The 22,503-nt window shown below is 41.6% G+C and carries 22 protein-coding genes; 10 read left to right on the forward strand and 12 right to left on the reverse strand.

Features of this window, described 5'->3' with window-relative positions; translation table 11 throughout:
• Positions 1–8 precede the first annotated feature (8 nt).
• From SJPD1_RS13510 to SJPD1_RS13520, 3 genes are all read right to left on the reverse strand, one after another.
• Positions 9–2,126, reverse strand: coding sequence for a helix-hairpin-helix domain-containing protein (locus SJPD1_RS13510; protein ID WP_096047612.1), 2,118 nt, complete (start codon positions 2,124–2,126; stop codon positions 9–11).
• A 99-nt stretch (positions 2,127–2,225) separates the two neighbouring features.
• Entirely contained in the window at positions 2,226–2,846 is a 621-nt protein-coding gene (locus SJPD1_RS13515; protein WP_096047613.1) for a hypothetical protein, read from the reverse strand.
• Positions 2,847–2,944: 98 nt separating this feature from the next.
• Positions 2,945–3,502, reverse strand: coding sequence for a hypothetical protein (locus SJPD1_RS13520; RefSeq protein WP_096047614.1), 558 nt, complete (start codon positions 3,500–3,502; stop codon positions 2,945–2,947).
• Between the two features lie 263 nt (positions 3,503–3,765).
• Between SJPD1_RS13520 and SJPD1_RS13525 the strand changes: the two genes are divergently transcribed.
• Positions 3,766–5,664 (forward strand): methyl-accepting chemotaxis protein, encoded by a 1,899-nt coding sequence (locus tag SJPD1_RS13525; protein WP_096047615.1) that lies wholly within the window; start codon positions 3,766–3,768, stop codon positions 5,662–5,664.
• A gap of 47 nt (positions 5,665–5,711) precedes the next feature.
• On the opposite strand, the gene SJPD1_RS13530 is transcribed toward SJPD1_RS13525, so the two are convergent.
• From SJPD1_RS13530 to SJPD1_RS13565, 8 genes are all read right to left on the reverse strand, one after another.
• Entirely contained in the window at positions 5,712–6,806 is a 1,095-nt protein-coding gene (locus SJPD1_RS13530; RefSeq protein WP_096047616.1) for an ABC transporter permease, read from the reverse strand.
• On the reverse strand, positions 6,803–7,894 hold the full coding sequence (locus tag SJPD1_RS13535) for an ABC transporter permease (RefSeq protein WP_096047617.1): 1,092 nt from the start codon (positions 7,892–7,894) through the stop codon (positions 6,803–6,805). The genes SJPD1_RS13530 and SJPD1_RS13535 overlap by 4 nt, the downstream gene beginning before the upstream one ends.
• A complete protein-coding gene (locus SJPD1_RS13540) occupies positions 7,884–9,596 on the reverse strand; it encodes an ATP-binding cassette domain-containing protein (protein WP_096047618.1) in 1,713 nt (570 codons plus the stop codon). Before SJPD1_RS13540 ends, SJPD1_RS13535 begins: the two co-directional genes overlap by 11 nt.
• 2 nt (positions 9,597–9,598) lie before the next feature.
• The gene (locus SJPD1_RS13545; RefSeq protein WP_087439635.1) at positions 9,599–10,579 is read right to left on the reverse strand and encodes an HlyD family secretion protein; all 981 of its coding nucleotides are present in this window, start codon (positions 10,577–10,579) and stop codon (positions 9,599–9,601) included.
• A 2-nt stretch (positions 10,580–10,581) separates the two neighbouring features.
• A complete protein-coding gene (locus tag SJPD1_RS13550; protein ID WP_096047619.1) occupies positions 10,582–10,935 on the reverse strand; it encodes a CerR family C-terminal domain-containing protein in 354 nt (117 codons plus the stop codon).
• 3 nt (positions 10,936–10,938) lie between these two features.
• A complete protein-coding gene (locus tag SJPD1_RS13555; RefSeq protein WP_096047620.1) occupies positions 10,939–11,268 on the reverse strand; it encodes a TetR/AcrR family transcriptional regulator in 330 nt (109 codons plus the stop codon).
• A 141-nt stretch (positions 11,269–11,409) separates the two neighbouring features.
• Entirely contained in the window at positions 11,410–12,165 is a 756-nt protein-coding gene (locus SJPD1_RS13560) for a nitroreductase family protein (protein WP_087439637.1), read from the reverse strand.
• Between the two features lie 8 nt (positions 12,166–12,173).
• Positions 12,174–12,464, reverse strand: a complete 291-nt coding sequence (locus SJPD1_RS13565) for a putative quinol monooxygenase (protein ID WP_087439638.1) — start codon at positions 12,462–12,464, stop codon at positions 12,174–12,176.
• A gap of 160 nt (positions 12,465–12,624) precedes the next feature.
• On the opposite strand from SJPD1_RS13565, the gene SJPD1_RS13570 reads away from it, so the two are divergent.
• The 9 genes from SJPD1_RS13570 to SJPD1_RS13610 all read left to right on the forward strand — a co-directional run bounded on the left by SJPD1_RS13570 (position 12,625) and on the right by SJPD1_RS13610 (position 21,713).
• The gene (locus SJPD1_RS13570) at positions 12,625–13,359 is read left to right on the forward strand and encodes a sulfite exporter TauE/SafE family protein (RefSeq protein WP_168171369.1); all 735 of its coding nucleotides are present in this window, start codon (positions 12,625–12,627) and stop codon (positions 13,357–13,359) included.
• A 251-nt stretch (positions 13,360–13,610) separates the two neighbouring features.
• Positions 13,611–13,907, forward strand: coding sequence for a c-type cytochrome (locus tag SJPD1_RS13575; RefSeq protein ID WP_087439640.1), 297 nt, complete (start codon positions 13,611–13,613; stop codon positions 13,905–13,907).
• Positions 13,908–14,004: 97 nt separating this feature from the next.
• On the forward strand, positions 14,005–15,282 hold the full coding sequence (locus SJPD1_RS13580) for a TolC family protein (protein ID WP_087439641.1): 1,278 nt from the start codon (positions 14,005–14,007) through the stop codon (positions 15,280–15,282).
• Positions 15,279–16,427, forward strand: a complete 1,149-nt coding sequence (locus SJPD1_RS13585; protein ID WP_087439642.1) for an efflux RND transporter periplasmic adaptor subunit — start codon at positions 15,279–15,281, stop codon at positions 16,425–16,427. The genes SJPD1_RS13580 and SJPD1_RS13585 overlap by 4 nt, the downstream gene beginning before the upstream one ends.
• A complete protein-coding gene (locus SJPD1_RS13590; RefSeq protein ID WP_096047621.1) occupies positions 16,424–17,560 on the forward strand; it encodes an ABC transporter permease in 1,137 nt (378 codons plus the stop codon). The genes SJPD1_RS13585 and SJPD1_RS13590 overlap by 4 nt, the downstream gene beginning before the upstream one ends.
• 4 nt (positions 17,561–17,564) lie before the next feature.
• On the forward strand, positions 17,565–18,266 hold the full coding sequence (locus SJPD1_RS13595) for an ABC transporter ATP-binding protein (protein ID WP_096047622.1): 702 nt from the start codon (positions 17,565–17,567) through the stop codon (positions 18,264–18,266).
• A gap of 153 nt (positions 18,267–18,419) precedes the next feature.
• Positions 18,420–19,100 (forward strand): tRNA-uridine aminocarboxypropyltransferase, encoded by a 681-nt coding sequence (locus SJPD1_RS13600; RefSeq protein WP_096047623.1) that lies wholly within the window; start codon positions 18,420–18,422, stop codon positions 19,098–19,100.
• Between the two features lie 25 nt (positions 19,101–19,125).
• On the forward strand, positions 19,126–20,211 hold the full coding sequence (locus tag SJPD1_RS13605) for a glycoside hydrolase family 3 N-terminal domain-containing protein (protein WP_226372210.1): 1,086 nt from the start codon (positions 19,126–19,128) through the stop codon (positions 20,209–20,211).
• 26 nt (positions 20,212–20,237) lie between these two features.
• Complete coding sequence (locus SJPD1_RS13610; RefSeq protein WP_096047624.1) at positions 20,238–21,713, forward strand: amidohydrolase family protein; 1,476 nt, start codon at positions 20,238–20,240, stop codon at positions 21,711–21,713.
• Between the two features lie 61 nt (positions 21,714–21,774).
• On the opposite strand, the gene SJPD1_RS13615 is transcribed toward SJPD1_RS13610, so the two are convergent.
• A complete protein-coding gene (locus tag SJPD1_RS13615) occupies positions 21,775–22,404 on the reverse strand; it encodes a LysE family translocator (protein WP_096047625.1) in 630 nt (209 codons plus the stop codon).
• Positions 22,405–22,503: the final 99 nt, after the last annotated feature.

Here is a 22,503-nt window from a genome sequence, read left to right on the forward strand (position 1 = left end):
CTACCAACCTACGGTAGCTCTTTAAGACTAAGACTCACTTTGCCTTTTTCTTTATCCACTTCAAGGACGCGAATACGTGTGAGTTGTTGGTTGATGCTGAGCACTTCCAAAGGATGAGCGATGCGTTTGTCGCTCATTTGCGAGATATGAATGAGTCCGTCGTTTTTAAGCCCAATGTCCACAAATGCGCCAAAATCAGCAATGTTTCGCACCACGCCTGAAACAATCGAACCCTCACTCAGCTCGCTGATGTCGGTCAAATCCGAACGAAAGGCAATCGGTGGCAAGCTCTCTCGTGGGTCAAACCCTGGTTTTAAAAGCTCGGCAATGATGTCTTGAAGCGTTGCTTCGCCAATGCCCTGCTCTAGCGCTAAAGTGATAATCTGCTCTTTGGAAAGTGTTGCCAAATCGACACGCGTCAAAAGCTTCTGAGCAATGGCGTAACTCTCAGGGTGAACGCCCGTATTGTCCAGCACACTTTGACCCTCACGAATGCGGAAAAATCCCGCACATTGCTCGTACGCTTTCGCCCCCAAACCCTTTACATGTAAAAGTTCAGACTTACATGTAAACGGCCCTTTGCTCTCACGATGCTCGACGATCGCTTTAGCCAATTTTGCGCCAACGCCCGCTACATAAGAGAGCAACGAGATGGAAGCGCTGTTAGGATCAACGCCAATGCGGTTAACCAAATCTTCGATGACTTCACTCAGTTTTTTCTCTAGACTTTTTTGATCGACATCGTGTTGGTACTGACCAATTCCAAGCGATTTTGGGTCGATTTTCACGAGTGCCGCCATCGGGTCGCGCAGACGTTGCGCAATGGAAATCGCTCCCCTGATCGTCACGTCAAGGTTTGGGTACTCTTCGGTGGCAATTTTCGATGCGGAGTAGATGGAAGCGCCCGCTTCGGAAACCACCGTATAAGCAAGGTTGAGTCCTTCTTCACGGTTGAGACGTGCAAAAAACTCTTGGCTTTCGCGCGAACCTGTACCATTGCCAATCGCCACAGCGGTGATGTGATACTTCTGCGTAAATTCTTTGATGACTTTTGCAGACTTTTCATAGTCACTTTGCGGTGGTGTTGGATAGATGACGGCATGGGTCAGGTACGTGCCATATTCATCCACAACAGCGAGTTTACACCCCGTACGATACGCAGGATCAACCCCTAAAATTACACGTTTGGTCACAGGTGGCGTGTTGAGCAGTTGTGAGAGGTTTTTCCCAAAGGTGGCAATCGCTTGTGTGTCGGCTTTTTCTTTCACAATGGCGTGAATTTCACGCTCTAGTGAAGGAAAGAGAAGTCGTTTAAAGCCATCCAAATAGGCTTCCAAAAGGTAGCTTTTCGAGCTTCTGGCATTGCGTGGAATGCGGTAACGCGTGATGGCACTTTCCACTCGCTCCATGTCGTGCAGTATCTTTACATGTACCTCTTTTTCGCTCACGCCACGCATCATCGCGAGGTAACGATGCGATGGTATGGAGGCGATTTTCTCGGCTTTTCCCGCAAGTTTGGCGTAAAGTCCATCAGGTTTGAGCGTTTTAGTCGCTTTGATCTCAAACGAGGCGTAGTCATGCAGTTGTGCCCTCCAATACTCTCGCTCTTTCGCATCGTCACTGTAACGCTCCGCGATAATGTCTTGTGCCCCAGCTATTGCCTCTTTCACGCTTTTAACTGTGTCGTTCACAAAGCTCTGCGCCCTTTTTTCAAATGCTTCAAATTCTAACTCAGCCCTCTCTAAAACATCAGCTAAAGGACTCAGCCCTGCCGCAATCGCCACTGCGGCACGCGTATTTTTCTTCTCTTTGTATGGCCTGTAAATATCTTCCAACTCTTGAAGTGTTTGCGCCTTTTCCACCGCTTTTTTCACCTCAGAGCTCAAGACGACTTTCTCCGCAATCAGCCGTAAAATCTCCTCTTTGCGATCATGGAGTTTCTTCGCATACGCATAAATGCTATCAAACTCCCTAAGCTGCTCATCACTTGCCCCACCCGTCATCTCCTTGCGGTATCTTGCGATAAACGGAATGGTCGAGCCTTCATCTAACAGCTTTAAAATGTTGATAATATTTTCTTTGGCAATGCCAGTTTTTTGCACTAAAATGGGAATAAGTGGATTCATAATTTCTGCTTTCCTAGGTTTTACATGTAAAGATTTTTTGGAGAGGTATTTTAGCGGAAAAGAAGTATGAATAAGTAGAAATGGCTTTTTATAATTATCCTACCCTAAAATAGATACCATATCTTTTTCATAGTTTTTATAAGTCGTCCAGTCCAATAATCTAATAATTTCAAGTGATTTATTTTTGGGTGGCTTGGATAATAAAAAATCTGAGCCATAAGCAATTTCCAAATTTTTGAAACAGTCTATTATTGGTTGCTGAAAAATCCCTTCCTCAAAATGTAATGTTTGATTTCTACCTTCCCAAATTACATTTTTGAGTGTTTCTGCTCCAAAAGTTTTGTGCCCATTAGGTGCTAAATGTTTATACTTACCATGTACAAAAGAAATCCCTTGTTTTGCAATTTGCAATAATGCACCGCATAGAGCTCGAATCGAAAAATCTTTATTTTGAATGCTTATAGATAATACATGAATTTGACTTTTCAAAATATCAACACCTTTCTTTGATTCAGCCATTTTTATAAAAGCATCTTGTACCTGTAAATCACAAAAATCATCATTAAAATCTTTAAATTCAAATTCTTTTTGATAATGCTGAAATTGACTTTCTTTTGCTGATAGTTCGCTTTTAAAAGTATCGAGACTATGTATTTCATCAAAAATTAAATTTATTAAAATTTCGACACTATATTTTGTATTTATTATGTATGCATGCATTACGTATTTTTCCCTTCTTTAATAAATGTAAATGCAGCTAGACTACTTTTACATGTAAAGCTAATTATACTTCATCCCAAGCCATGCAAACTAGAAAATCATCTCTTCATTGCATTGTCATCCACTGCCAACGGAGCTCTTCGTACCACGAAGCCTGTTGGGGTTTTATAGATTTCAAAGACTTGATTAAGTGTGATTTCTTGGTAGACGGAGCTTCCATATTCAATGTCGACAAAGGGGTTCCATCCCAGCAGGGTGAAACGATCTAATAAGGTGTTTTCGCCAAGATCGTATGAGAGGTTTTGATGGCTGTTTTGGTCTTCACTCTTTTTATAACGCCCTTCAAAGCGCTCTAAAACATAGCGTGAGTCCAGTTTTAAAAGATTGGACCAGTATTTCATTTTCATAAATTTAGCATCGATGCGCCACTGTTCACCATAGATCTTAAAATCGCCAACCACTTTGCCATTTTCACCATTCAAATGCGCGACATGAAAACCACTGCTATCGTAGGGTTTTGTAAAGTAAACCGTTGCGACGAGTGTCTCTTGCGTGAGGGCGGTATAGGTCCATGAAAACATCACCACCAAAACAGCATTTAACACAAGACTTGCGAGGATCAGCCCAAAAGAGATTCGCATCAAAAATCGTCTCATTTTTTCTCCCTTAGCACGTTTATCTTTCCTCTATCATAACTCAATTATTCCATACAATGCTAAAAATTATGCTCGCTCTGAACCCTACGATAAACTTTTCTACTTGATTTCCAACGAAAAAAGTTTATTGATAGCTCTCTTTATTATTTTAATTTTACGTCATAAAATTACTCATAAATTATAAGATGATGTAATAGTTTGGTAATTTCCACTCAGTATCATTGCATAAAAAATTGCACGATTGAGTCAAATAAAGGAACAATATGCATCTCGGATTTAAGCAAAAAATCATTGTATCAGCAGGCCTATTTTTAGGAGCATCTCTCTTTATTTTTGGAATGTTAAGTTTTATCAATCTTAAACAAGACCTACGGCAAGAGATAGAACAGACGCAATTAGCCAAAGCACATGCGTTAAAACTGGAGATTGATTCGTGGTTTGATGCTCAAAAACTCGTCCTAGAGACAACCGCGGAAGACATTGCCCACTTGCCAGAATTTACAGATGTTACGATGAAACCTTATCTCCAAACAGCGTTTAAAAAGACTAAAGCTGCCGTAGCATACATGGGTGTAGAAGAGAGTGGTTTGATGATCTACAGTGACCAAACGAAACAAAAAGAGGGGTATGATCCTAGAAAACGACCGTGGTACATCAAGGCAAAAGCGGAAGGAAAATCTGTCGTCACCGATGTTTACACCGATGCCACCACAGGACAACCCACCATTTCTATCGCCACGCCTGTATTTGTGAATGGTGTATTCACAGGTGTTGTTTCCAATGATGTTTATTTAACCCAAGTGATTGAGAAAATTAATACAAAAAAATTTGAAGGTGGGTATGCCTTTGCAACCGATGCTATGGGAAAAAGAAATGTTCATCCTGATCCAAAATTAATTGGGAAAGTGCTGTATGACGCCAATGAGTCGCTTAAGCATCTTGAGCTTCTTGTCAAAAATAGCCCTGAAGGCATTTATGACTATCAAGCAAGCGACGGAAAAGATAAAGTATTAGTTTTCAATAAGCTAGAAAATAGCTGGATTATTTTTGTGACCATAGACAAAGACGTTGCTTTCAAAGCTATCGATCACATGTTCATCACGTTAACTATCTCTGGAAATATCCTGCTTGGGCTTTCACTGATTCTGTTGTGGTTCATTCTCAATACGCAGTTTAAACCTTTGGAGAGACTCAATGATGTCATCAAAAACCTTTCTAGCAATGATGGTGATTTGACACAACGCCTTACGATACATTCAAGAGATGAGTTAGGCAAGATGAGTCAAAACATCAATCTCTTCATCGATAAAATTCATACCATCATTACAACGGCAAAAACAAACAGTGCGGAAAACGCTTCCGTGGCACATGAACTCTCTATCTCTGCGATTGATGTGGGGAGACGTGCTGAAGAAGAGGCGCTTATCGTAACTAAAACCACCACAGAAGCTACTTCATTAAAAGCCTATTTGAGAGAATCTAGGCATAGTGCAGAAAGCTCTAAAAATGAATTACATGAGGTCACACAAAGCCTTAAAAAAGTCGAAGAAAACGTTTCTAACCTCTCAAGTCTTCTTCAAAATACCGCCCACAACGAAATCGAACTTGCGAACAAACTCACTCTTGTGAGTGATAATACCAATGAAGTGAAAAACGTCCTTAATGTCATCAATGACATCGCCGATCAAACCAATCTCCTCGCACTCAATGCCGCCATTGAAGCAGCAAGGGCAGGAGAACATGGAAGAGGATTTGCAGTCGTTGCGGATGAAGTACGCAAACTTGCAGAGCGTACGCAAAAATCCTTGGTCGAGATCAATGCGACCATCAATGTTGTCACACAATCCATCAATGGAGTCAGTGTTGAGATGAATACCAACTCTGAAAATATCACTAAAATTTCTGGCATTTCCATCAATGTCCAGTCCAATGTTTCAGAAGTGGCAACCGTTCTTGCACGTACCATCACCAACACGCAAAAAACCGTTCAAGACTATATCGATACATCCAATCAGATTGATGCCATTACCAAAGATATCGAAGCAATTAGCACATTGACCCATACCAATACACGCAGTGTCGAAGAGATCGCAGGGGCGAGTGAACACCTTCATGAACTCACGGAAACACTCAATCATGAATTATCGAAGTTTAAATCGTAGTTTTTTAGGGGCAACCAAGTAGTTGCCCACACACGATTTATATATACTTAACGAGATTTCCGTCTAAAAAATACCATAGCTACACTCATAGAAATAATGCCTAATCCAAACATAGGCGCAATCAGTGGCCATGCAACGCTCCATGTGATATTTTTTAAGAAAACCCCTTTGATCAGAATAAGGTAGTATTTAAGGGGAATGAACTCGGTCAGCGGTTGAAGCCATAAAGGCATATTTTCCACAGGTGTCGCGAAGCCTGAGAGTAACAACGAAGGAAGTAAAAAGACAAATGCCCCTAAAATAGCTTGCTGTTGAGTATTGCAGATTGCTGAGATAAACAAACCAACTCCTGATATGGAAAATAAAAAGACAACCACACTGGCATAAAGAATGGCTAAAGAGCCCATAAGTGGGACACCAAAAAAATAAATGGCAGACAGTAAGATTAAGGTTGATTCAAAAATGCTGATCACTAAGGCAGGGATGAGTTTACCTAAAAGAATTTCAAAAGGGCGCAACGGTGAGACCAAGATCTGATCAAATGTGCCAAGTTCTCGCTCTCTGGCAATGGAAAGCGATGTTAAAAGCATGGCAACCACCATCGTGATGGAGCCAAAAAGGTTGGGGACAATCCACCAAAAATTGCTGATATTGGGATTGTATAAAAATCGAGTGTTGATCGTGACATTGAGTGTTACATGTGATTGGGCGAGAAAAAATGTCTGCACAATGCTACTGATATAACCCTCCGCGATTTGTGCTGTATTGGAACGCCTACCATCTAACAATAACTGCACCGTTGCTTTTTCATTTTGTATTTGTTTGCTAAAGCCTTGAGGTATGACAAGAACAGCTAAAACTTTTTGGGTATTGAGAAGTTCTGCCACGTCATGCTCACTCTTAATCTGCACAAGGTTTTTAATGTACGAGGAGCCTTTAAAGTCTTGAATCAGAGCTTGACTTTCCTGTGAGCCATCGTGATCAAACACCGCTAAATCAATATTTTTTACCTCCAATGTCGCGGCAAAAGAAAATATTAACACTTGTATTAAAGGTGGTACGATCACCACAAAAAGACTTTTTTTGTCATTTTTTATGGCTAACGCTTCTTTACGAATGAGGGCCCATAACCGTGTAATCATTCCAATCCCTTTTTACTTTTCTTGACAACCAGTAAGAAAAAGAAAAGCCCGACAAGAAACATACACACCATGTCTTTGATAAAAATAGAAGGTATATCTCCCACAAGAAAAATTGTCTGCAAGGACTCAACAAAATAACGCGCAGGAATGATGTGTGTAAAAATTTGCAACCAGTAAGGCATATTGTTGATCTCAAATAAAAAACCCGATAATAAAAATGCCGGTAGATAGCCTGCAACGATTGAAACTTGTGCAGCAACAAATTGGTTTTTTGCAACCGTGGAAATCAGTAAGCCAATGCTAAGCGAAGGAAAAAGGTAAAAAGCACTTAAAAGAAATAAGATCCAGATACTGCCTTCAAAAGGAATCTCATACCAAAAATAAGCCACACCAAAACAGAGCACCATCGAGCCCATACCTAAACAAAAATACGGTATTAATTTGCCTAGTATAATCTCCATCATCGAAGCGGGTGTTGCCATCAATGCTTCCATTGTACCTCGTTCCCACTCACGCGCGATCACCAAAGCTGTCAGCAAAGTACCGATCAATGTCATGATAACCGCGATGGAGCCTGGAAGTAAAAAATAACGACTCGAAAGTGGTGGATTGAACCAATAGCGTGGAATAACACTAATACCTGCTGAGGGCATTATTCCTTCTTGTACCGCCCATTTTTGGATAATCTTCGAGGCATAATTTTGAATTAAACCTCCTGTGTTAGGCTCTGTCGCATCGATTAAAAGTTGTATCGCGTAGGTATTATTTTTTCCAAAATTACCAGAGACTTCCATCACGCCCTTAAGATGGCCATCTTGAAGTGATTGGATTAATTTTTGTTTATCATACTGTATTGATGTGTCGAAAAAAGGCGATCCAACAAAAGAAGTTACTAGTTCATGAGCCTCTTTCGTATTACTTTTAGGAAATATCCCCAAAGGAATATGTTTCGCATCTAATGAAACAGCATATCCCATCAAAAAAAGTAAAATAAGGGGCAAGATAATAGCAATTAAAATGGCGCTTGGATCACGTATGATTTGAAGGCTTTCTTTGATCAAAAGGGCAACAAGACGTTTACTTTTCATCTATAAGCCTTTGATCATATGCTTGTATCAGATGAATAAAAGCCTCTTCCATTGTCGCATTCAAAGAGACAAGATGTTTAAGCTCATCGGGTGTTCCCGAAGCAATGGCTTTGCCTTTATAAATCAACATAATCCGATCACAATACTCTGCTTCATCCATAAAATGCGTGCTCACCATCACTGAAACACCTTTTTTGACAATGCCGTTGATGTGTGTCCAAAACTCTTTGCGAGTGATGGGATCAACTCCGCTGGTCGGTTCATCTAAGAACAGAACCAAAGGCTCATGCATTAAGGCACACGAAAGCGCTAAACGCTGTTTAATGCCTAGAGGTAAGAGATCTGCTTGGGTTTGAAGATGCGGTTTGAATTCAAATGTTTGAATGATATCTTTTATTTTTTGCGCGCATTTTTGACCAGATAAGCCATACACGCCTGCAAAAAAATCTAAGTTATCTTGAACACTTAAACTCCCGTATAATGAAAATTTTTGTGCCATATAGCCTATATGTGTTCGCGCATTTGCCCCAGCAACATAGAGGTCTTCACCCATCACTTTCGCAGTACCTTGTGTTGGAACAAGCAATCCGCAAAGCATTTTAAAAGTGGTTGATTTTCCAGCACCATTAGGTCCTAAAAAGCCAAATATTTCCCCTCGTCCAATTTCAAAATCAATATGATCTGTTGCTGTAAAATTACCAAATTTTTTGGTTAAATTCTTGGCTTCTATCAGAAGCGAATGGCTCATTGGAGTCGTAGCCATTTTTGTGGCTACGAGTGATTCAGGTTCGGTTTTAACTCCCAATAAACGGACAAAAGCATCTTCAAAGGTGGGATCACACACCACCGCTTTTGCCTTGGCATCGCAGGCATGTAACGCATCAAAGGGGAAAGAGGCATTTTCTTTCAGGTTAACGCGTATCGCTTCACCCACTAACACTGCGTCCATGACGTCTTCTAAATGCAACAACGCCGTTAAAAGTGCTCGTTTATCACTGCTTATGTTTTCAATACGGTACACATAGCCAATCAACGGCGCTTTCATAATTGTAGGCGTGCCTTGGTACAAGGCATTACCTTCATTGAGCAATATCACAGAATCACATTTATCGGCTTCATCTAAATACGATGTTCCCCACAAAACTGCAATATCTTCTTTCAGAAGACTCTGAATCATTTCCCAAAGATTTTTACGCGAAATTGGGTCAACCCCAACACCTGGTTCATCTAACAGTAACAATTTTGGTTTTTTAATCAACGCGCAGGCTAGACCTAGTTTTTGCTTCATCCCGCCTGAAAGCGCTCCTGCCTTACGTGTATAAAAAGCCGAAAGATCGGTAAAATCTAAGAGCTCTTTGATGCGTTTTGTAGGTTCTTCAACGTCTTGCAAAGCCGCATAAAGTCGCATATTTTCTGCGACACTCAAGTCTTCATACAAACCAAATTTTTGAGGCATATAACCAATTTGCTGTAAAAAGTCACTTTGAGAACAAGGCATGATCGTACCTAAAATTTCCAACGATCCACTACTGGATTTTAGCAACCCTGCTAAGATACGAATCAGTGTTGTTTTTCCAGCACCATCAGGCCCCACCAGTCCTGTAATCTTTCCACTCTCGATATTAAAATTTAACGCATCAAAAGCTGGTTTCTGACTATTTGCAAATGTTTTAGAGAGGTTTTGAGCCGTTACAATCGTCATGGTTACTGATCTTTTTGACATGTAATCGTAACAGGCATTCCTTGTTTGAGATGTGAATCAGGCTCTGCAATAATGACGCGAAAACGATACACAAGATCGGGACGAAGCTGTGTTGTTTCAATATTTTTAGGGGTAAACTCCGCAACAGGAGAGATAAATCCAATGTGACCTTCATACGGTTTTTTGCGTGAGTCAACATACACAAGCATCTTTTCACCTTGCGTGATTGAGCCAAGGTCTGGTTCATCAACATAAGCTTGAACCCAATATTCATCTTCTAACGCGATTTGTAAGATACTCTGCCCAGCAGACACAATCGAAGAAGGCTCTTTGTGACGAGCAAGGATAGTTCCTTTGGTTGGTGCATAAATCGTCGCATCTTTAATGTCATATTCAAGGCTTTTGGCTTTAGCTTCAAGTGCCAATACTTTGGCTTTTTGCACCTCAACATCTTCTACTTGATACCCACTTTGAAGGAGTGCATAATTGCTCTTTGCTTTATCGTATGTGGCTTTTGCTTTATCGTATTGTGTCTTTGCTGCGATATAGTCTTGCTCTGTTGTAGCATCCAAATCAAACAGTTTTTTTTGTCTATTATAGATATCTTGTACCCCCAAAAATGCTGCATAGCTTTCTTGCACACTGGCTTGTGCTTGAGCAATATCTTCTGTACGATACCCTTTCATCAGCCTCTTTAGCGTTGCCTTTTCAGCTATGATTTGCGCATTGATATTTTCCAATTCATACCGCAATAATGTAGTATCTAGCGTAACAAGCATTTCGCCTTTTTCGATAGACTGACCTTCATCTTTTGCAATTGTTTCGATCTTGCCAAGAAAACGAAACGCCAGATCTTGTGTACGATTTTCGATATTTCCATAAAAATGTAGTGTCTTATCCAATACTTTGACATAGTTCTGATAATAGTACCATCCACCACTTCCTAAAAGTGCCAATGCAATCACTATTGCTATCTTCTTCATCGCTATTTCCTTTGTCTGCTCAACTCTTGTAAGACATACTCTGTATTTTCTAAAATTGTACGAATAATAATTTCCATGTTTGTATCCACATCTTCCCCTAAAAAAGGGATACGCTGTGAAATGGTACTTTGTTGAACACTAAATACGATGATCGAGCCAAGAAGGGCATGAGTGCGTGCTTTTACTTCGATGGTAGCGCTATCTTGGTGCATGATATGTGCCACCAAGCTATCTAATGTATTCAGCATTGGCTCAAGTCCCTTGGTATAGAGAAGCTCAAAACCATTGGAAGGTGTCATCTGCTCACGTATTAAAATACGATGCAGATAATTATTGGTTTTCAGTTTACCAAGCATCGTTCAAGCCAATGTTTCGATAAGATATTTTACCCACATTATATAAAATGCATCAGAAGGTATTGATGTTTTGAGCGCTGTTTCATAGGCAAGTGTAAACGCACTGTATTTTTCAGCCATGAGTTCTGTAATATTGGTCACAACAGCAAGATATAATGCTTCTTTACTTCCATAATAATAGTGAATTGAAGCAATATTGACCCCTGCTTCTTTGGCAAGCTCTCGGATAGAAACATCTTCTGGAGAACGCTCTCCAAAAAGACGATAAGCCGTTTCTAAGATCTTTGCTTTGGATTGGTTGATTGTTTTTGCTTTGCTAGGAATCTTGAACACTGTCTTCCTTTATGAAATATATGAGTCAAATGCTATCACAAAACAGATGTTTATGTCAAACGTTTGTTTTAATTTTAATAGTGACTCTTTACATGTAAAAGAAGAGAAAAGGAATGCCTTGGCATTCCTCTGTTTGAAAGGCTATTCGTCCTTAAACGCAAACCCTTGTGCCATTAAAACTTTGCCTGTCTTTCGGTAGTAAATACTCGAATACGCATTTGAGGTAATCTCTGCGTAAGTAGGCATTGAACCGCTTCCTGTCGCATCTCTGAAAGCTTTAAAGGTCTTATTATATTCCAATACCCCTTTTTTCACTTTTTCACTATCGTAGGTATCTTGCATTGCGAAGCTCTCGAGTGCAACACGTGGTTTCAAAGGAGCATTTTTGGCTTCTTTGGTTGGAACACCGATGGTACACCCTACCGCTAAGAACGTTTTGGGAGGAAGGTTGAAAAGTTTTATCATCGTGTCAGAATTTTCACGCACCGCACCGATAGATGTTGTGCCATACCCCAAAGCTTCAGCAGCCACTTGAAGCTGAATAAGCATAATCCCCGCATCCACAGCTCCCACCATAATGCCCTCCGCACTCTGCTCGATGACGTGTTTTTTTCCCATGCTCTCGGTAATGATGTTTGTACGATTGAAGTCAATAACAATGCCCACAAACACGTCCGCAGTGGCAATATGCGCTTGATGGTTGCACAACTCGGAAATCTGTTTGAGTTTGGCTTTATCGCGTGTGTAAACGAGGCTTATTTGTTGCGCATTGATGGAAGTTGGTGCGCGTTGCGCTGTTTTAAAGATAAGCTCTAAGTGCTCATCGTTGATCACTTCACCCGTGAATTGACGGATGGATTTTCGATTTTGCAGTTGTTTGATTGTTGGATTTTCCATAGTGTCTCCTATAAGATTTTTTCCAATTTTTGGAGCGTTATGCTCTTTAGTTTATCACCCATAAATGCTTTATACACTTTATAGTGCTCTTTTTCCATATGTGCCGCCAAAAGCGCTTCGCTCCCCCACGTCTCAATAAAAACATAGGTATTTTCTTTTTCGATGTCTTGATGAACATCATACTGCAAACAGCCCTTATCGTCTTGATGGGTTGCTTTATGCAACGTGGTTAACGCCTCCAAAACACCTTCACGTGAGTCTTTCAATACAAGGGTTGCGATTAAAACGATTTTTTTCATCTGCTCTCTTTTTTAAGTTATCTGCAAAGTATAGAAGTTATGCACTTAAAATACTCTTACGATACTTTTGGAATGTAAGAGAAAAATAGCATTTCACCTTTACATGTAAACCTCATCTACTTTGTTATAATGTCGTATCGACGTAAAGGAGACGGTGGAAGTGTTGATAGAATGGTATATTTTTGCTGTCTTTATCCTTTCAAGCTTTTTACAAACCACGACTGGATTTGGCTATGCGATCATAACAGCGCCGCTTTTAGCCCTTGTGTTAGACCCCAAAGATACGGTGATGATCACCATGCTCACCGGTCTTATCATACGACTGATGATGATGAAAACAACGCATCATGACGGTAGTTTCAAAGCGATCTCACCTTTTCTGATCACGAGTATTTTAGGGGCAATGATTGGGGCGTATTGTCTGCGTGTCATCAATGTGGATCTGCTGAAACTCTTTATGGGCGGAATCTTACTTATTTTTACATTCCTTTTGTGGAAAAACTATCACGTCACGATTCGTCATCATACCTTTGCAAAAGCCATTGCAGGCGGATTAAGTGGTTTTTTGGCGACGACCACGAGTATCAATGGGCCACCGATTATTTTATATTATCTCAACGCCAAAGCAGAAGAACATGCACGTGTTCTCAGAGGAAATCTGACGCGGTATTTTTTACTGATCAATCTCGTGTCTATCATTTTGTCGTACATGGCAGGCACCCTCAAAGTAAAAGAACTCTGGGTCATCTTGCTTTTTTCTATTCCGGCATTGGCTATAGGATTTTATCTGGGGGAAAAGTTGTTTCACCGTATTAATGCGGAGATTTTCAAAAAAATAGCATTGTGCATGGTTGTGGTGAGCAGTGTCGTGCTGATCTTTAAAGCAGTCAGCTAAAGAAGCCCTAGATAACTAGGACTTCTTCGCTTTTTTTTCTTCGCGTTTCTCTTTGAGCGACTTCTCGGGTTTCTTCTTGACTTCTTTTTTCATATCTTTACTTTTTGCCATGGTCTCTCCTTTTTGAAGTTGGTTACTACGCATTTATTGTACAAAGGTTATGCTTAATTTGGATCAATATTGATATTCGTCAAGGACATAATTTTCTATTTATTATATATTTTTAAAAATTCATTCCAAAAGGGAAAATCGTGAAAAAAATTCTTTTAAGTTTACTCATTGCCTCTGTTTCAACTTTATTTGCAGCCGATGGTGCTGAAATTTATAAGGCGAAGTGCTTCTCTTGTCATGGGGAAAAAGCAGCTAAGGTAGCATTGAACAAGTCTCAAATTATTGCAGGCTGGGATGCAGACAAAATCATTGCCTCTGTCAATGGTTATAAAAATGGCGAAGGTGGCGCAATGAAAGGCGTTATGAAACCTATCGCTGTGGGATTAAATGACGATGATTTAAAAGCAGTTGCAGCGACCATCGCTTCTTACAAATAGTCACACGTACCGATAACGCTCACACTTGCAAAATTGATACGAATCAAGTAAAGACTCACGTGGACATAGTACAATACGTTACCGTATAGGAGCGCTTATGATGACACTACTGCGAACTGTTATTTTAATTTTTTTGGCACTGCAAACACTTTTTGCGAAAACACTTTCACTGCAAGAAGCCATTGACGCCACGCTTATATCGCATCCCGATGCCAAACTCGCACTGTATCAATTAGATTCGGCACGCGAAAGTATCGGTATAGCACAAGCCGCTACGTATCCCGAGCTAAGTCTTAATGCAGAATATTATCCCACAAAAACGCTCGTTTCGCAAAATAGTGGCAGTTTTGTAACCAGAGATCATTTTTCAACACATGTCGATGTGACACTGACCTATACCTTGTGGGATTTTGGTCGAACACAAAAACGCATTGATGCGGCACAGCAAGATGCAGAGTCTGCTTTAGCACTGAATGAAAATGCCAAAGCATTGCTGGGCGAAAGAGTCTGGCAAGCGTACTATTCACTCGCATACCTTCAACGCGTCAGCACAGCTAATGCCCTCTCGCTTGCCTTTTACCAAGCACTGTACGATCAATCGCGTCAAATGAAACATGTGGGATTGAAAACGGAAGCCGATAGCGAACGCTTTTATGCTTCGTTACTGGACGCTAAAGATTTACTGGAAACCAGTCGCAATGAGGAGCGTAAATTTACCCATTTGCTGAGCATGCTCACCGGTTTTTCGGAACAGGACATTAGCATTGAAGATGATTTTACAGCACTCTCACACACCACGTTACCTTCTTTTCCTGATGCACAATGGCGACACATGCTCAAAGAACATAACGCTGAGCTTGAAGCATTGGGCGCTAAAATAAAACAAAGTCACGCCTTATACGAATCATCGAAAGCAGAACACTATGGCACCATCCTCTCCGCAGGTTCGCTAGGAAGTGATACCTCCATCTCCTCTTATTCAAGCAATCAAATTGGCATTAAGGCCTCTATCCCTCTCGTAACAGGTGGTAGGATTTCCCATCAAATCGAAAAAGATAGAGTCAGTATTTTAATGGCAGAAGAAGCATTGCGAGCGCGTGAATTAACCCTTTGGCAAGAGTTGTATGAAGCCATTTTAGATACAAAGCGCTTGGATGCGACCATTCAAGCCAAACAGATGGCAGCACTCGCACTTGCCAAGACCGTTGCCATTACCAAAGGGCGTTACAAAGAGGGGTTAGCCACCTACATTGAAGTGCTTGAAGCCCAACGCGCCTATGACAATGCTTTGATTGCGCAAAGTGCTGCTATGTTGCAAAAAATAGCCTCTTTAGCCCATATTAAAAGACTCATTCCCAAAGGAGCTTCCCTATGAACAGGGCGTCTGTTATGAAAAATACATTGATTTTAGTGGTGGTGATGGCCATTGGAAGCTTTTTTTATTTCAAAGTGTATCTGCCGAAGATCACATTTGCTTCGATCTCGCCTATTTTCCAAGATGTCAATGAAACCGCTTTTGGAGTCGGAACGATTGAAGCGAAAGAGATGATCGTGTTAGCGCCTAAAACAACAACAAAAGTGCTCTCCCTTTTTGCCGATCAAGGCGAAATAGTTGTGAAAGGAAAGATTCTTGCGGTGATGGATCCTTCTGATCTGCTTGCATCCAAGGAAGAAGCCTTGATGGCGATGAAAAAAAGCCAGATGTCGCTTCTTTCCCAACAAAGTCTCCTGAAAGATTTGGAAGCCAAATATCATTTAGCACACACGACACTGACACGCTATCAGCATCTCATTTCGGAAGGTTTTGTGGCACAAGCGGAGTTAGATACGGCATTTTCCGTAGAACAAAGTGCCAAAGCTCAAGTGGAAAATGCAACGTGGCAAGTGAACCTTATGCAGGCCGATATCGCACGAAATGAAGCTCTTGTGAAAAGCAACAACGCCAAAATTGAGGATCTTACGTTAAAAGCTCCTGAGAATATGGTGGTTCTTTCTCGTGATGCCGAAGTGGGAAGCACCGTTCTTTCGGGCTCACCTGTCTTTCGACTGATCAATCCAAACTCCATTTGGGTTAAAATCTATATCAATGAACGACAAAGTGGAACTTTACATGTAGGAGCGTCTGCGTCTATTACATTGCGTTCACATCCTTCCACGCCTTATCATGGACATATCGCTCGAATTGGTTTGGAAAGCGATCGAACCACAGAGGAGCGAGAGGTCAACATTGCGTTTGATCAGCCACAACACCCTCTTTACGTGGGCGAACGTGCGGAAGCGACGATTGCGCTGGCACATCACACCCATGTCTTAACCCTTCCGCTCTTAGCGCTTGCAACACACAAAGGTGAAAAAGGCGTTTGGCTCGGCAATGAAGGTCATGCACATTTTAAACCACTGAGCTTTCAGTCCATCAGCGCCGATGGTCTCATCATCATAAAAAATGGCGTAACGGAGAAGGATACGATCCTTTTACCAGCAGGACGTGACATAACGGAAGGTATGCGGATTAAATTATGATCAGTTTAGCACAAAGAGACATCGCCCATTCTCTGGGTAAATTTCTCACAACATCGATGGGCATTGGGATGCTTTTAGGCGTTGTTTTAATTATGATTGGTGTCTATCGGGGATTGGTGGATGATGCCAATATTTTGCTCAAAGACACCCACGCCAATTTATGGATTGTGCAACAAGACACCCTAGGCCCTTTTGCGGAAAATTCGCGCCTGCATGAAGACATCAAGTACCAAATCAAAGCCTTTGAAGGCGTGAAAGATGTCTCAGCCCTCACCTTTCAAAACCTTCAACTTTACCGTAACAATCAGCCGATTAGGGTTTTTGCGATGGGGTACGATATTGGCTCCTTTTACACGCCCCATCATCTCGTAGAAGGAAGACCGATTCTTGCGAATCATTTTGAAATGATTGTCGATAAAAAAACGGGATTTAAATTGCATGATGAAATTTTGATTGGAAGAGATATGTTTAACGTCGTCGGCATTACGAAAGACGCTGTCTCTTCCAGTGGCGATTTGATGGTCTATTTTTCGCTTCCCGATGCACAAAAACTTCAATTTTTATCGAGCAATGAGCAAATTCGCAATGACCGTGCCAGAGGCACTAAAGCAACCGATACAACAACCATCAACGCGATCATCGCGACGGTGGAAGAAGGGGCGGATCTTAAAGCAATCGGGCAAGAAATCGAACGATGGAAACACGTTAAGGTCTTTACCCAAGAGGAACAATCCTCGCTCTTAACCAAAAATCTCATCGAACGTTCCGCCAAACAGATCGGTATGTTTACCGTTATTTTATTGCTCGTAGCTTCCGTAATTATCTCGCTCATTATTTACACCATGACCATGGGCAAACTCAAAGAAATCGCCATTTTGAAGCTCATCGGTGCTTCAAATGCGGTGATTATTAAGATGATTGTGCAACAATCGGTTCTTTTAGGCATCTTATCATTCATCGCAGGAACTATTTTCTCACACAGCTTGATGGATTTATTTCCCAAACGTACTATTTTGATGAGTGCTGATGCATTCAGTCTTTTGGTGATTGTCATCATCGTGAGTATCTTAGGCTCTCTTGTTGGCGTGCGCTCCGCACTCAAAATTGATCCTGCTAGCGCCATTGGAGGCTAAGAAAATGCCATCATCACATTCAAGTGTCATTAAAGTAGAACAACTTTCAAAAACTTATGGAAAAGGCGAAAATGCTGTCAAGGCGATTAAAGCGTGTTCGTTTGAAATTTTCAGAGGAGAAACCGTTGCGCTTTTGGGACCAAGTGGGTCGGGAAAGACAACACTCATCACCATGATAGGATGCATCACAGAACCCACGCAAGGGAAGTTATATCTAGATGGTGAACTGATTTTTGATCAACAGTGGTGCATCAATGATACACGGAAATTGCGACGTCAAAAAATCGGCTTTATCTTTCAATCGCACAATCTCATTCCCTTTTTAAATGTCGAAGAGAACATAACGCTCGTTCCACTGATGAACAAAACCAATCCCAAAGAAGCGACACTAAAGGCACAAGAACTGTTGGAGTATTTGGGTGTGGGGAACAAACTCACCGCTATGCCTTCACAACTTTCAGGAGGGCAAAGCCAAAGAGTCGCCATCGCAAGGTCATTAGCCAATAACCCAAAAATTATTTTAGCCGATGAACCAACAGCCGCTTTGGACGGCGAACGTGCTCTCTCGGTCATGCAGTTACTTAAAAAGCTTGCCATCGAACAAGACGTTGCCATCTTGGTCGTCACGCATGATGAACGAATGATTCCGTTATTTGACAGAATTATTCGTGTTAATGATGGATTTGTGATAGAAGAGACTCAGTAAATGTCATAATATTTTTTGACTCTATGCTCTTTTGATCATTTTTTTATTTTACATGTAAAAAATGTTTATAACTTTAATATTGGGTGACTGAACTTTATATTTACTAAGCTTTTCCTATATTCTAGTATAATCCCCATTATTTTAAGGGAATCCATGCAGACGATTTACGGCGATAGAGCAAAATGTTACAGCTGTTACAGACCCAAAAGCTCGTGCATGTGTAGTTCTATTCGACCCATAGAAACACAGACAAGATTCATCGTTTTGATGCACCCCAAAGAGTTTAAAAAAACTAAAAACGGTACGGGGCATTTGACGCATCTTTCCTTACCAAACTCTGAGCTTTTTATGGGCATCGATTTTAGTGACAATGCACGTATTAACGAAATTATCGCAACGCATGAGAGTTTTATTCTCTACCCTTCCAAGCATGCTATCAACCTCAGTCATCATAATCCTCTGGCTGAAAAATCTTTACATGTAAAGAAGAGGATGGCGATTTTCCTCATTGATTCAACATGGGCGTGTTCGCTGAAAATGATGCGTGAGAGTAAAAATTTACACGCGCTTTCGCACATCAGTTTTGACGCGACTAAACGTTCGGAGTTTAAAATCAAAGAGCAACCCTTGGAATATTGCCTCTCGACTATTGAGTCAACACTCACGGTGTTAGAACTACTGAACCAGTGGCAGATCGAAACGATAGCGCAAGAAAAATTAGAAACGTTTCTCACTCCTTTTCACGCGATGATTGACTATCAACTCCATTGCATCCAAAATCCTCTGCATCAAGCCGTGAGATTCAAGCCCAAGAAAATTTTAACTGCGCTATAATTTTTAAAAAATAGAAGGATATTTTTTGCACAAAATTATTCCCTTTTTTATGGTTTTACTACTCAGTACACTCCCTCTTCAAGCGATGCCAGACGATGCTATTTTAAAAAAGATGATAGGGCGAATGCTCGTTGTTGGCTTTGATGACGCAACCATTGACGCGCGAAGTACCATTGTCAAAGAGCTGCAAAACTATGAACTCGGCGGGGTTATTTTATTTGACAGATTTTACCGAGACAGAGAACGTATAAAAAACATTAGCTCTCCTGCACAGCTGAGAGAACTCACCAAACAGCTTAAACATTACGCCACAAAACCGCTTCTCATCTCCATCGACCAAGAGGGTGGCAGGGTTGCAAGACTCAAAGCGCGTGATGGCTTTAAAGAGACTCCTTCCGCATTTACACTTTCTAAAATGTCGCTCGAACAGACCAAAGAGGTTTATACACATATGGCAGAAATGCTCAAAGAGCATGGCATCAACTGTGATTTTGGACCGGTGGTGGATTTGGCGTTGAACCCAGAAAACAGAGTCATCTATAAACTGGAGCGCTCGTACGGAAAAGAGAGTGAAACGGTTGCCCAATATGCCACTGTGTTTATCGATGCGCTAAGGGGAAAGGGCGTTATCAGCGTGCTCAAACATTTTCCAGGGCATGGCTCTTCCTTAGGTGACTCGCACGAAGGTTTTGTTGATGTGACCCAAACATGGAGCGAAAAAGAGCTAGAGCCGTACCAAAAGCTCATCGACGCGAACAGTGTCTCCATGATTATGTCTGCTCATGTCTATAACGCCAAACTTGATGACACTTACCCCGCAACACTCTCTTATGCCATCAACACTCAGCTTTTGCGTAAGAAAATGCACTACACGGGCGTGCTCATTAGCGATGATTTGCAGATGGAAGCGATTGCCAAGTATTACACGCTTAAAGACACCGTGACCTTGGCGATTAATTCGAGCATCGACATGCTTCTCTTTGGTAACCAACTTTCAAAGACGAAAACCGATGAGATCGTCGAAACCATTTTAGCACAAGTCAAAAACGGTGCTATTCCGCTTGAGCGTATCATACAAGCCAATGAACGAATTGCAAGCTTAACGTTCTAAAAATAATTTTACATGTAAGGACAACCATGCGCTATCTCAAACACTTAAGCCTCTTACTTTTTTTGAGCTTTCTGGTAGGCTGTGCCCCCACGCCAAATCTGCCACATAGCGATGATGAGAGTGCAACCTCAGCACTGTATGAACGCTCTTTTGAGACACATGTTCCCAATGTTGCCATGCTCAACCTCTTTTTCACCCAAATGCCCAAAGGTGGCGACTTGCACCACCACTATACGGGTTCTATTTATGCCGAAACCTACCTTGAATGGGTGAAAAACAAGGGGTGGTTTATTGACTCCTGTAGCTTTAAAATACTCAAAGCCAAAGGCAATGAACCCTGCAAAAGTGTCAGTGTGGATGAACTCATCGCCAATGATACGCTCTATCGCAAACTGCTCACGATCTGGTCTGACAAAGATTTCGATAACCACAGCCATGAACAACTCCCACCCGATAGCAACTTTTTCAATACCTTTGGCTATTTTTCACCCATCTCTGACCAATATATGGACGTGGGGCTGAACATCATCAAAGAGCGTGCACTCAGCGAAAATGTCTCGTACATCGAAACCATGCTCTCACGTGTAGGTGTCAACAGTGCTGAATTTTTCAACGCCGATGAAGCCAAAAATATCAATGCCGCCCTTCGCCATGCCACCACCCAAGAAGAGGTCAACGCTCTGTTAGATCGCATCAGCGCGGTTTATGCACAAAACCAAGCCTTTAGCGAAAAAGTGCACCATTTTGTTAGTGAGGTAGAACACCGTCATGAAGGTATCGACACGGAAAATTTTACGATGCGCTTTCAAACCTATGCAGTCAGAGTGCTTGAACCACTGCAAGTCTATACCGACCTGCTTGCAGGGTACAAAGCCGTTCTTAGTTCTCCGCTTATCGTGGGCGTGAACATCGTAGCACCCGAGAACAACACGGTGGCGATCAACGACTACACACTTCATATGCGCATGTTTAACTACCTCGCAAGTCACTACCCACAAGTGCCTCACTCCCTTCACGCGGGAGAGCTGACCATCGGTATGGTCGAGCCCAAAGAGCTTCTCTTTCACATCACCCAAGCGCGAAAAATTGCAGGAGCAGATCGCATCGGGCATGGTGTTGACATTGCCTATGAAAAAGAGTCGCTCTCGCTTCTAAAAGAGCTCAAAGAACATGCCGCCATCGAGATCAACCTCTCAAGTAATGAGTTCATCTTAGGCGTTGCAGGTAGAGAACACCCCTACTCCCTTTATGCCGCTTATGGCGTGCCTATCGTCATTTCTACAGATGATTCAGGTGTCTCACGAGACAACTTGGCGCATGAGTATGTCTTGCTTGCCAGCCGTTATCACCCAAGCTATGCGACCATCAAAACCTATGTCTACAACAGCATCGACTATTCGTTTTTGACACCTGCTGAAAAAGCAAAAGTAAAAATGCAACTGGATAAAAAATTTGAAGTGTTTGAAAAAGAGATAAGCACGCTAGCAAAGAATTTGAAATAGAGGTTATTTTTTAAAAGAGACTAAGCTAGAAATTTGGCTTTGTCTCTTTACATGTAAAAGCTTACCCAAACGCCAGCCACACACCCACACCGAGCATCAATGTGCCTGCAATGCGGTTCATCAGTCTGACGTTATTGCTTTTTTGCAGAAACTTACGCATCGTACTGCCGCCACTCGCGTAGATAATCAAACAAATCAATTCAAGCACTAAAATAATGGCTAAAAGTACCGACACCTGAGGGATTAGCGGTTTGGTTTGGTTGATAAAGGGCGGTAAAAGTGCGATGAAAAACGCCCACCCTTTGGGATTGGCAATGGCTGTCACGAAGCCTTGCGTCGCTAAAGAGGCCGCAGAGATCGTGGCAGAACATTCGGTTTTGGAAAGTGCCATCTTGCCGCGATTGAGCCAAAGTTGTAACCCCAAATAACCTAAGTAAAGTCCACCCGCGTACTTAAAAATCGTAAAAATATCAGGATGATTGATCATAATCGCCGCAACACCAATGACCGAAGAGAGTGCGACTATCGCCACACCAACCAGTTCACCCGCCATCATGTAAAACGTGCGCTTGAGCCCAATGCTCATACCCAAACTCATCGCAAGTGTCATACACATACCCGGAGTGACCGAGACAAAAAAGAAAGTGGGAAGAAAAAGCGCCATAATGGAAAAATCAACTGCAGAAGCCACGACAAATCCTTTAAAATAAAGAGGAATTATACCCCATGTTTTCTTTCTAAAAAAGTGTGGTTAGTTTTAAAGTATTTCATTTAATTTCAAGAAAGTTTC

It is taken from the genome of Sulfurospirillum diekertiae (assembly GCF_002309535.1).
GTDB lineage: Bacteria > Campylobacterota > Campylobacteria > Campylobacterales > Sulfurospirillaceae > Sulfurospirillum > Sulfurospirillum diekertiae.

Bases quoted from the DNA above. Each gene is read 5' to 3' on its own strand.
- SJPD1_RS13510 (WP_096047612.1), bottom strand. From the start codon at position 2,126: ATGAATCCACTTATTCCCATTTTAGTGCAAAAAACTGGCATTGCCAAA.
- SJPD1_RS13515 (WP_096047613.1), bottom strand. From the start codon at position 2,846: ATGCATGCATACATAATAAATACAAAATATAGTGTCGAAATTTTAATA.
- SJPD1_RS13520 (WP_096047614.1), bottom strand. From the start codon at position 3,502: ATGAGACGATTTTTGATGCGAATCTCTTTTGGGCTGATCCTCGCAAGT.
- SJPD1_RS13525 (WP_096047615.1), top strand. From the start codon at position 3,766: ATGCATCTCGGATTTAAGCAAAAAATCATTGTATCAGCAGGCCTATTT.
- SJPD1_RS13530 (WP_096047616.1), bottom strand. From the start codon at position 6,806: ATGATTACACGGTTATGGGCCCTCATTCGTAAAGAAGCGTTAGCCATA.
- SJPD1_RS13535 (WP_096047617.1), bottom strand. From the start codon at position 7,894: ATGAAAAGTAAACGTCTTGTTGCCCTTTTGATCAAAGAAAGCCTTCAA.
- SJPD1_RS13540 (WP_096047618.1), bottom strand. From the start codon at position 9,596: ATGACGATTGTAACGGCTCAAAACCTCTCTAAAACATTTGCAAATAGT.
- SJPD1_RS13545 (WP_087439635.1), bottom strand. From the start codon at position 10,579: ATGAAGAAGATAGCAATAGTGATTGCATTGGCACTTTTAGGAAGTGGT.
- SJPD1_RS13550 (WP_096047619.1), bottom strand. From the start codon at position 10,935: ATGCTTGGTAAACTGAAAACCAATAATTATCTGCATCGTATTTTAATA.
- SJPD1_RS13560 (WP_087439637.1), bottom strand. From the start codon at position 12,165: ATGGAAAATCCAACAATCAAACAACTGCAAAATCGAAAATCCATCCGT.
- SJPD1_RS13565 (WP_087439638.1), bottom strand. From the start codon at position 12,464: ATGAAAAAAATCGTTTTAATCGCAACCCTTGTATTGAAAGACTCACGT.
- SJPD1_RS13580 (WP_087439641.1), top strand. From the start codon at position 14,005: ATGATGACACTACTGCGAACTGTTATTTTAATTTTTTTGGCACTGCAA.
- SJPD1_RS13585 (WP_087439642.1), top strand. From the start codon at position 15,279: ATGAACAGGGCGTCTGTTATGAAAAATACATTGATTTTAGTGGTGGTG.
- SJPD1_RS13590 (WP_096047621.1), top strand. From the start codon at position 16,424: ATGATCAGTTTAGCACAAAGAGACATCGCCCATTCTCTGGGTAAATTT.
- SJPD1_RS13595 (WP_096047622.1), top strand. From the start codon at position 17,565: ATGCCATCATCACATTCAAGTGTCATTAAAGTAGAACAACTTTCAAAA.
- SJPD1_RS13600 (WP_096047623.1), top strand. From the start codon at position 18,420: ATGCAGACGATTTACGGCGATAGAGCAAAATGTTACAGCTGTTACAGA.
- SJPD1_RS13610 (WP_096047624.1), top strand. From the start codon at position 20,238: ATGCGCTATCTCAAACACTTAAGCCTCTTACTTTTTTTGAGCTTTCTG.